Genomic DNA, 9,910 nt, shown 5'->3' with positions numbered 1-9,910 from the left:
TTTATTGATCAATAAAAAACTTTTTGTAATACCAATCAATTAATTATCTACCTTTAACGAAAGAAATTATAAGTTTATATATACGCCAGAGTTTGGACAGATAGAATTTACAGTTCCTTTGTTTGATCGTTTTGTGAAATTTATTTAAACTTTTTATCAATCCATAGGGTAATAACAAAATATTATTTTTATAATATTAGCAGATTTGCCATAATGCTCAAAACAGGAGTTGACGCTTTACAGGTTATCGATAGCTTTCTAAGTTCTGCATCAACCTCTCTATTAATACTGCCCAAAAATTCATTTTGGCTGGTTGCAGAGCGAACCTGTGCCCGTATATGTACAGGTGCTAATAATGTAATATCTGCTGGAGACTTTCTGCTTTTCAAAATACATCTACCAGCTCTTCGAATTGATGCTCTGAAAGAACGTAAAGTTTATTATTACAGGTAATTCTTTTTTTTCGTTCATGTGATTTTGCTTCCTGAGACTATTTTATAATTGGCTGATTCTAAGTTATTTTTCAAAATAAAAATCCTTTTTTGAAAAAGGAAACGAATAATTTTATAATTGGGATCATCCATGTGTCAGATATTCCTGGCGTTACTAATAGTAAACCCTCCCCCTGACGATCTTTACGACGTTTTCGCTTTCCATTTTTTTGAGGATTCTGATGACGGTCTCTATACGCAGGCCGGTGAGCTGGGAGAGTTCTTTTCTGGTGTACGGAACTTTATAAGGAGTACCGGGTGTGGCATGCTGATTTTCTTTCAAATGATCCAGAACCGTCAATAGCTGGTGGGTGGCATCTTCGGAGGTGAGGCTGTTGAGAAAGGTATAGCTGTAGTAGCTTCGTTCGGCACAATTTCTCAGAAAATCCAGCTGGATTTCAAAGTCGGACTCCAGCAGTTTTAAGAATTTGGAATACTGCAGCTTCAGTATAACGGAATCTTTGGTTGCCACGGCCGCTACAGGATATCGCTGGTGCTTGCAGAACAGGAAAATCTCCCCGAAGGAATCGCCTTCTTTATGAAAACTCTGGATGAATTCTTCATTTTTATTTTTAAAGTTAGCAAGCTTAATATTACCTTTCTTAATCTGGAAGTAATATTCCGGCGCATCATCTTCCTTAAAAATTATCTCGGATTTCTGCACATGAAGCTTTTCCGCTCCAAAAGTAATGAGTAAATCTTGTTTGATGGCCATAATGCTCATTAAAATAATTCCATATGATACTTTACTGCTTACGCAAATACTCAAGGATTAGGGGGCAGCATACACGCAAAACGATACAAATATACAATCAAAATTTTTGTTTAATTATGATTTTAGTCAGAGAGAAACGGACAAAGATGTATTTAAGATGTTGATTACCGGAGCGAATGTAAGGATAATATGGTATATGTATCCATGATCTGAAATCACATAAGGTTCATCCATAAAACTCAATAAGTTGAAAGTCACCGCCCCTTTTTTACAAATATGATCTACATCATATTTACAAAGTGTTGAGAGCTGTACCTTTGACGGGCCCAAATTGTTTTTTGGGCTCGACTTTATGATATTTCTTTCCACTTAAAAAAACAATACTTAAGCTTATCAATACATGCGACACAGTATATGGTGAAGAGGAAATATTAAAAAATTAAAACTTTAAGTATGTGCATTAGCGAAAAACTTTTGCGTTCAGCAGGAGCGGTAGAACAGCATTACAGGAGCGGCAATTATATATTCCGCCAAGACTCCTTTCCACAGTTCTACTTCTACATTCTGGAAGGTGATGTGAAACTTACCAACTATGCGGAAGATGGCAAAGAATTCATACAGGACATCATTCACGGGAAAGCAGGCATAGGGGAAGCGATGCTTATTTTGGGGAAAGTGTATCCGGTACATGCCATTGCGCTTTCAGACTGCACCTTTCTGAAACTAGCCCGCAACCAGTTTTTCCAATTGCTTCAGGACAACCCTTCCGCTTTTAAGGAAATATATACCGCCCTGGCCCAAAGTACCTTTGAGAAGCAGACCCTGATGCACACCATCACCAGCAAGAGTGCTGAAGACCGGCTTATTGAAATCATGGACCTTATGAAGGAAGCCCAGGCCAAAAAAGATAAATTTTCCCTGGAAATTACCTATACCCGGCAGCAGCTGGCCTCGCTTACCGGGCTTTCGCTGGAAACCACCATCCGGATCATCAAGAAGATGGAAAAAGAAAATACCATCAAACTGGAGGGAAGAAAAATTTTATACTAAAACCCTTTCCGGTTAATCGGCGGATGTTACGGATTTTTTTTGATCCCTCCTCAGCTGTGTTCTCGGACCGGCAGGCCAGGTAATTCCGATAATGAAATTCCAGCGAATCTTTCATGGAATAAAAACCTGAAAGCAAGCATTCTTCTCACCTTTCGTCCGAAATGGTAATTATTTTTGCAGAGCCAACCCATATTCCGGACAGGCAGCTCAATCTTTTATCCATTATTTTCAAAAGTAGTTGCAGGTAATTCAATACCTTCACGGCAGTTCTCCTAACCGGTTATTTGAGACAGGGGTTCAGAAAATGCCGGGTACAGGCAATACCGGTTCCGGTATTGCCTGGCGGTCTTCAGGATCAAGGCTTCTTTGGCTGCACTTCGGCAACGCCGCCTAAATCGCTGGTGAATCATTTACATAACCCTGACTGTTTTCCTTTTTTACCGGCTCCAGGCGATAATCCTTCCTACAATCCCGGTTGCGCCAGTAACCAAAACCATAAGCCTCTTTCAAAAATTTAATTGAACCGAAATAATGATCATTCCGTAAGAAGTTATGCATCTGAGTTAATAATAGATTTTCCGGTTACGGATTTTCAGCAGCTTGCATTCTTCCATCTTTTTCACGGCCCGGATGGTGGTCTCTACACAGAGCCCGGTAAGCGAGGCGAGCTGCTGCCGGGTATAATCTATTTTAAATGAATACTTGTCTTTGTTATCCTGCGACTCCTTCATCAGGTCCATCATTTCGGTCAGCCGCTCGATGGCGCTCCGGCTGGACATTTTACGCATATGCACAAACTTGTTATACGTTTTTTCCGATAATGTAGTGCAGAACTCGATGGGAATCTGCGGATGCCGCCCCATCAATTCCTTAAATTTTTCCTTGGAAAGCTTCAGTACTGTGCATTCTGTGAGCGCAATGGCATTCACGGGATAAGGCTTTTCCAGAATCAGCATAGATTCCCCGAAGCATGAACCGCCAGAAAATATATTCTGAATAAGTTCCTTACCGTCGCCGTTGTAATTGTTGAGTTTTACATACCCTTCAACGATGTGATAATAAAACCTGGGCGCATCATCTTCAAAGAAAATATATTGTCCGGAATGAAAACGCTCTTCCCTTGCTCCGATAGAATACAGTAGCTTTAAATCGATAGACATAATAATGATTTTGTGGTGTGTTTTAATCTTACTCCCTGCTTTTAAGCAGAAATCCAATATTTTTAACTGCGTGGTCAAACATTTTACAATAAAAAATTTTAATCTGTCAATCTTGGTATTGTAATCCAAAACAGGCTGTTGATATTAATAAAAACAACTGTTGACATATTTATTCATCTATTATTAATTGTGATAATACCATTCAAAGATATATGTATTGGATATGACACAATATGACACTGATCATAAAATTAGCATTTCGTCATTTTTTGTGGCACATTATTAAATATTAAGTACCACATTTTCAATTATAGAATAATTATAAACAAATAAAAGTATATATATATACAAATAACAAACTCTTAAAAACACATACGATGGGCTTCGGCCCCGCTCAGCCACAGGAATGTATTTTTGCATTGAAAAATCTCCAAAGGATTTATAGGGATAGTGCGGGGCTTTGGATGGCCTAACAGTGCGCGTATATATAGTTTAGTTTTAATTAAAATAGCTCCTTATCTAAGCAGAATATAAGTCCAGACTGACATTAACGGTATGTCACCCTAAGGCTCCCAAGGGATTTTCACAAGGCGTTAGTGGCTTTGAAGCATTCAGCCACCGGATCGTCGTTCATTAAAACTAGAGAGTATAAAAATCAAATATTTTTAAAAACTTTTACCGTAAAATCCATCTTTTACTTTTCGGTTGAAGCCCTTTCCGCGATCAGCTATGCGGCGTCGAGGATCTTTTTGAGCTGGAGGCACGGGATAATCATACTCCTCTCCTCTTCATACATTTAATCTGAAAGTGAGAAATAGGCTACTGCCCGATAAGAAATCATTTTTTTGATGAAACCTGATAAGCAAAGTATGATATTTCCGTTAGACTTGACTAGCTTTACAAATCTTCCGGATGAAAGAAGACCTATCTAATACGGAAACCTGCGAATCATAAAAGATTCACAAAAATAAAAAATAATAGAATAAATAGATACATATTCTGTTTATTTCATATAATAAAGCGATATATCCAGCCGGATAGTTTTCCATAGATATATTGAAGCGATATCGATAGTTTTGTTCTTTCGGAACTACAGTCAGCACTGTTTTGAATATCGTTTTTTGAGACAATTTCTAATATAATCAAAATTTTGAGTTATAATAAATATTTTTGAAATATAGAACATTAGCCACTAATTATTCAACTTTCTTTCCTCAAGATTCCTTAGATGGTATGATGCAAATCCTGAAAATGCAACCAAGCCGCTGAGAATCCCGACGCTTACAAACAGTCCGCGTAATCCAAGCCATTCCCCCAGAGGTTTGGCTACCATCAATCCAACCGGTGCGGCCTATGCCATTATCATATTTAAGAGCGATAATACCCTTCCCTGGATCTGGTTAGGAATAACGGTCTGCAGCAATGCCGTTAAGGGAGCGTTGGCGAAAATGAAGGTAAAAGAGCTGATCATTCACCAGAAAGCCGCGGTCCAGAAGAGATTGGCAGGCATCAAGGCAGTAAGGCTGACGGCAAAACAGGACAATCCCAATCCGGTAAGGATCCAGGTCATTTTTCGTTTAGGTGCCATGATCGTTACTAAAATACCTCCGGCCACCATTCCTGCGCCGGCAAGCCCTTCCATCAGTCCGACTTCTTCCACGCCGCCCTTGAAATGTTCTTTTACCAAAAGCGGCACAAAGGTGAAAGTCGGCATAATGACCAGCACAATGCCGCCCAGCAGCAGGAACAGTCTTTTTAGTCCGGAGTCTTTCCAGACCAAGGCAATGCCTTCGCCGAGTTCGGAGATGATTTCTCTCAAAAACGGCGCCTTGCTTTTTTCTTTCATGAACTGCGGAATTGTAAAAAAGAACAGCGGTACAATGCCCAGCAGGGCTGTAAAAACATCAATGCTCAATGCCCAGCCCAAAGGCATGGCAGTAATAGCAAGGGCTCCAAGCGGGGCACCGGCGACAAGGGTTGCTCCCATCAGGATCTGGTTCAGGCCTGCAGCCCGCGGAAGAAAATCTTCGGGGACCAGCATGGCGCTACTCGCCTCTACGGCCGGAGACTGAAAAGCCTGCATGGCACCACGGATACCCATCATCAGGTAAATATGCCAGAGCTCAACATAATCTGTCAGAAACAGGATAACCAGAAGAGCCACACAGAATGCGCTGATGACATCCACAAGGATCATAATCACTTTCCGGCTGTAGCGGTCTGCCATCACCCCTCCCACCGGACTTAGCAGTGCCTGCGGAAGAAGGGCCACCGTTCCGGCCACGGCCAGATTACCTACACTCCCGGTGGTATCGGCAATCCACCACATGAGAACAAACTGAGTGAGCGCAGAACCAATGATGGAAAGGGCCTGTCCAGAGAAAATAAACCAGTAGCGTTTCTGCCAGTTGGTTCCGGGCAATATCGTTTCAGTAAGCGGTCTTTCTTCAGGCAGCTTATCAGGTTTTGATTTCATAAGATTTATCGTTTATAGTACGCTGGTTACCGGTCCAGCCACAATTTAAACTGAGGAATTTTGATCCGGCTTACCATCACTTGCGCCTGATGATCCCTTTTCAGAACGATTTTCAATTTATCATTGAAATATTTATTGATGGTGTCGATACTCCCTATATGAAGGATATATTGGCGGTTTACCCGGAAAAAGAACTGCGGATCCAGCTGCTCTTCCAGCTCCTCCAATGTATACGGAACGGAAATGGAAGTTCCGTCCAAGAGGTGGAAATAAATGTTTTTATTTTCAAGACAGATGTAATCAATCTCTTCCACCGGAATTACTTTATAGGTTTCCCGGTAATGCAGCAGGAAACGGCTTTTATAAGTTTTCTCCCGGGTACGGAACATTTCCATGATGGCACTGATCTCATCTCCGGAAATTTTCGGCTGTACCCGTTTTACCTTTTCCAGTGCCTCTTTCAATTCCTCCTTTTCGATAGGTTTGAGCAGATAGGCAGCACCGTAGACCTTAAAGGCCTGTAATGCATACTCATCGTAAGCCGTTGTAAAAATAACGGGTGAATTGACTTTTACCCGGTTAAAAATTTCAAAAGACAGTCCGTCCGCCAGCCGGATATCCATAAAAATGACATCGGGTTTAGGATTCGCTTCCAACCACTCTACGCTTTCCTGTACGGTAGGCAGTATGTCCAGCAGGAGGGCTTCAGGATCCGTTTTCCCTACCAGGCTTTTCAGCAGTGCTGCGTTATGGGCTTCGTCTTCTATGATCAGGTAATTCATTGTTCCGTTTTTTAAATGTTCAAAAGCGGCAGCAGCACTTCAAAAGAACTCCGGGTTTCTGTAATTTCCGGCAGCTTACCTTCCAGCAGCTGGTACCGCTCTTTGATATTCTTCAGACCCATACCGGTACTTTTATAATCGATATTGATGCGTTGAAGATTATTTTTCACGATAATCTTACCGTTATTATCACTTTCGATCGATAAATACAAAGGTTTTTTCAGAGTAGACATATTGTGTTTAATAGCGTTTTCCAGCAGCAGCTGCAACGTAACAGGCGGAATACCTTTCCTTCTGTCTGCTTCCGACACATCAACAGTCAGATGAATGGTTTCACCGTGCCGGATTTTAATGAGGTGGAAATAAGTTTCCACGAATTTCAGTTCTGCATCCAGTGAGACAATGTCTTTTTTACCGGTAGTGAGGATATACCTGTAAACTTTTGAAAGGCTGGACAAAAACTCCTGTGCAGCTTCTTTATTGATCTCGATGAGCTGGGTCAGGATGCTGAAGTTGTTGAACAGGAAATGAGGATCCAACTGCAGCTTTAAGACCTCCAGTTCGGCCTGCAGGGCATTTTCCCTGAGCTGGTGCGACAGGATTTCCAGCTTATTGGTTTCGGTAACCTCCGATTTCCATTTTTCGAAAAAGAAAAAGGAATTGTAGAAACTGTTGACAAAAGCAGCGACTACGATATTCACCACCAGGTAATTCCGGACGTCTGTTTCCATTTCTCCGCCTCCGCCTGCAGATTCCGGCCAAAGCTGCTCGTAAAATACATTTTCCAGGTACAGCAGCAGGAACATGCAGGCGATGACCACACCGGTTGTCAGGATAAAATGGGCCAGGATATTATCTTTCAGGCTGCTTTTGCTATTGACCCATCCGGACAGTACCCGGATGATCCCAAAAATGGCAGCATACATGGCAATCCCTCCGGTGATGGTGATCCAGATTTCTGTCCACCGTGCCTGGGTATAGAAATTCCACCATCTGCTTTGCGGATTCAACAGGTACTGGATCAGATTTGCCAATGCCAGTGAAACCGGCACTCCGCTCCACTGAAAAATGATTTTCCACATCGATCCTGACTGGTTTTTCAAATTGCTGCCCATCTAATTTCCGCCTAAAGATTTATACAAAGCAAGATAAGTATTTATTTCCTTCTGCCGGGCAGCCGTGTAGGCCAGTTCCGCCTGGAAAGCACTTTGCTGCACCGTCAATACCTCCAGGTAATTCGCTTCGCCATATTTATACAGCAGCTGTGCATCGGAAATGGCTTTATCCATTGCTTTTTTTCGGTTGTTCACTTCATCCAGCTGTTCTTTTACCCGAATGATGTTGCTCATGGCGGTACTCACTTCTTCTACGGCTGTCAACACCGATTTCCGGAACGTATGTACCGCTGCTTCCCGCTGATGAACCGCCTGTTCGTAACCCGAACGGATGCTTCTCCGGTTGAAGACCGGCTGTGTGAGCCCGGCCGCAGCAGTCCCGAATAGGGATCCCGGAATGGAAAACCAGTTGGCCAGGTTGGTGGCATTGGAACCGCCCTGCGCCGTAATCTTCAGGCTCGGATAAAATTCAGTCCTGGCGATGCCTACCTTTGCGGAAGCGGCCTGCAGCAGTAATTCCTGCTGTTTTACATCGGGGCGGTTAGCCAGGAGGCCAGCAGGAATACCGGTTTCAAGTTTTTCGGTAAATGCATGATTATTAAATTGCCCTGACCGTTTTACTGCATCGGGATAATTCCCAGCGAGCGTCTGCAAGGCATTTTCCTGGACCTTGATGCTGCTTCTGATCTCCGGGATCAGGGCGCGGGTTTCTGCCAGTTGGGCTTCGGCCTGTTTAATGGCCAATGTCGTTACATCCCCTACTGAGTACTGGATTTTCAGCATCGTAACGGTTTCCTGCATACTTTTTTCCACCTGCTGCGTGATGCTGAGCTGCTCATCGAGGCTTAGCAAATTATAATAGGCTTGGGCCGTCTGTGCCACCAGCTGTACCCGCAATGCCCTCCTGTTTTCAGCCCTGCTGAGATAATTCGCGAGCGATTCTTCCCGCTGCTTTTTCAGCTTGCCCCAGAAATCAACATCCCAGGAAACCACCGGTGCGAAATTATACTCCTGGAAGATTACGCCGCCACCGAAGGAAGCCTGCATGCTGTTTTTAGACAGGCGCTGTATTCCCGTATTCACCTGCAGGCCGATATCGGGAAGGTAATTCAGCTTTACACTTTTCAGCTGGGCTTCCAAGGCCAGGATTTCCTCTGAAGCAATCAACAGATCCGGATTTTTAGCCATTACCTGATCCAGCAGGGTAAGCAGTTCCGGGTCTTTGAAAAAGTCACGGTACGCAGGAACTTCAGCTGTTTTTATACTGTCCGAAGTCTCATTGAATGATGCCGGAAGATTAAGCTCCGGCCTCTGATAATCCCGGGTCACTTTGCAGGACTGTAATACTCCGAAAAAAATAACGGTTACTAAGCTATATTGGGTGAGTCGTTTCATCTTTCTGATTTTTATTGATTGATACCTTATTCTGCAGCCACTGGAATACCATATACAGCACCGGGATAATCATTACGCCCAGGATCACGCCGCTCAACATTCCTCCGGCAGCACTGATGCTGATGGACTTGTTCCCCATCGCCGTTCCGCCTTTGGCAAACATCAGCGGGATCAGCCCGGCGATAAAGGCAAAGGAAGTCATCAGGATCGGGCGCAGGCGCATTTTTGCTCCCGCAATCCCTGCTTCAAATACAGACAGGCCTGCTCTGTGCTGCTGAACGGCAAATTCCACGATCAGGATGGCATTTTTAGCTAAAAGTCCCACGAGCATAATGAGCGCGATCTGGACATAAATATTGTTATCGATACCGGCAAATCCCGTAGCGGTAAAAACGCCTAAAATTCCTGTCGGCAATGACAGCATCACCGCCAACGGCAGCAGGTAACTTTCATACTGCGCGGCAAGCAGGAAGTAGACAAACAGTATACTCAGTCCGAAAATAAAGATCATCTTCGAACCGGAATTCCGTTCCTGTAAACTCAGACCTCCATATTCATAGCTGTAGCCTTTCGGAAGTTCTTTTTGGAGCACTTTATCAATCACACTCATCACCTTTCCGGTACTTGCTCCTCCGGCAGCATTCGTATTCACCGAGATGCTGTTGTAGAGATTATACCGGCTGATTACCTGCGGGCCGTAGACTTTTTTCAGGCTGACCAGCGTAG

At 43.3% G+C, this 9,910-nt stretch carries 8 protein-coding genes; 1 reads left to right on the top strand and 7 read right to left on the bottom strand.

Translation table 11 applies throughout. The features are described from left to right. Positions 1–606: 606 nt before the first annotated feature. A complete protein-coding gene (locus QZ735_RS11370; protein ID WP_294248349.1) occupies positions 607–1,206 on the bottom strand; it encodes a Crp/Fnr family transcriptional regulator in 600 nt (199 codons plus the stop codon). Between the two features lie 453 nt (positions 1,207–1,659). Here QZ735_RS11370 and QZ735_RS11365 point away from each other — a divergent pair, with 453 nt between their 5' ends. Then, positions 1,660–2,256 (top strand): Crp/Fnr family transcriptional regulator, encoded by a 597-nt coding sequence (locus QZ735_RS11365; protein WP_294248345.1) that lies wholly within the window; start codon positions 1,660–1,662, stop codon positions 2,254–2,256. 563 nt (positions 2,257–2,819) lie between these two features. Here the strand turns inward: QZ735_RS11365 and QZ735_RS11360 are convergent. The 6 genes from QZ735_RS11360 to QZ735_RS11335 all read right to left on the bottom strand — a co-directional run. Next, positions 2,820–3,416 (bottom strand): Crp/Fnr family transcriptional regulator, encoded by a 597-nt coding sequence (locus QZ735_RS11360; protein ID WP_294248342.1) that lies wholly within the window; start codon positions 3,414–3,416, stop codon positions 2,820–2,822. A 1,471-nt stretch (positions 3,417–4,887) separates the two neighbouring features. Further along, on the bottom strand, positions 4,888–5,892 hold the full coding sequence (locus QZ735_RS11355; protein ID WP_294248339.1) for an MFS transporter: 1,005 nt from the start codon (positions 5,890–5,892) through the stop codon (positions 4,888–4,890). A 26-nt stretch (positions 5,893–5,918) separates the two neighbouring features. Beyond that, the gene (locus QZ735_RS11350) at positions 5,919–6,674 is read right to left on the bottom strand and encodes a LytTR family transcriptional regulator DNA-binding domain-containing protein (protein ID WP_294248337.1); all 756 of its coding nucleotides are present in this window, start codon (positions 6,672–6,674) and stop codon (positions 5,919–5,921) included. A gap of 11 nt (positions 6,675–6,685) precedes the next feature. Next, the gene (locus QZ735_RS11345; RefSeq protein ID WP_294248334.1) at positions 6,686–7,756 is read right to left on the bottom strand and encodes a sensor histidine kinase; all 1,071 of its coding nucleotides are present in this window, start codon (positions 7,754–7,756) and stop codon (positions 6,686–6,688) included. Between the two features lie 33 nt (positions 7,757–7,789). Beyond that, positions 7,790–9,184: an efflux transporter outer membrane subunit gene (locus QZ735_RS11340; RefSeq protein ID WP_294248331.1), complete on the bottom strand. Its 1,395-nt coding sequence runs from the start codon at positions 9,182–9,184 to the stop codon at positions 7,790–7,792. Then, a partial coding sequence (locus QZ735_RS11335) for an efflux RND transporter permease subunit (RefSeq protein ID WP_294248328.1) occupies positions 9,162–9,910 on the bottom strand: 749 nt, incomplete at its 5' end. The genes QZ735_RS11335 and QZ735_RS11340, both read right to left, overlap by 23 nt.

Origin of the sequence: uncultured Chryseobacterium sp., from assembly GCF_913776365.1 — a bacterium.
GTDB lineage: Bacteria > Bacteroidota > Bacteroidia > Flavobacteriales > Weeksellaceae > Chryseobacterium.
Note: the sequence above shows the minus strand (reverse complement) of the source record. Positions and strands in the feature narration are given on the sequence as shown.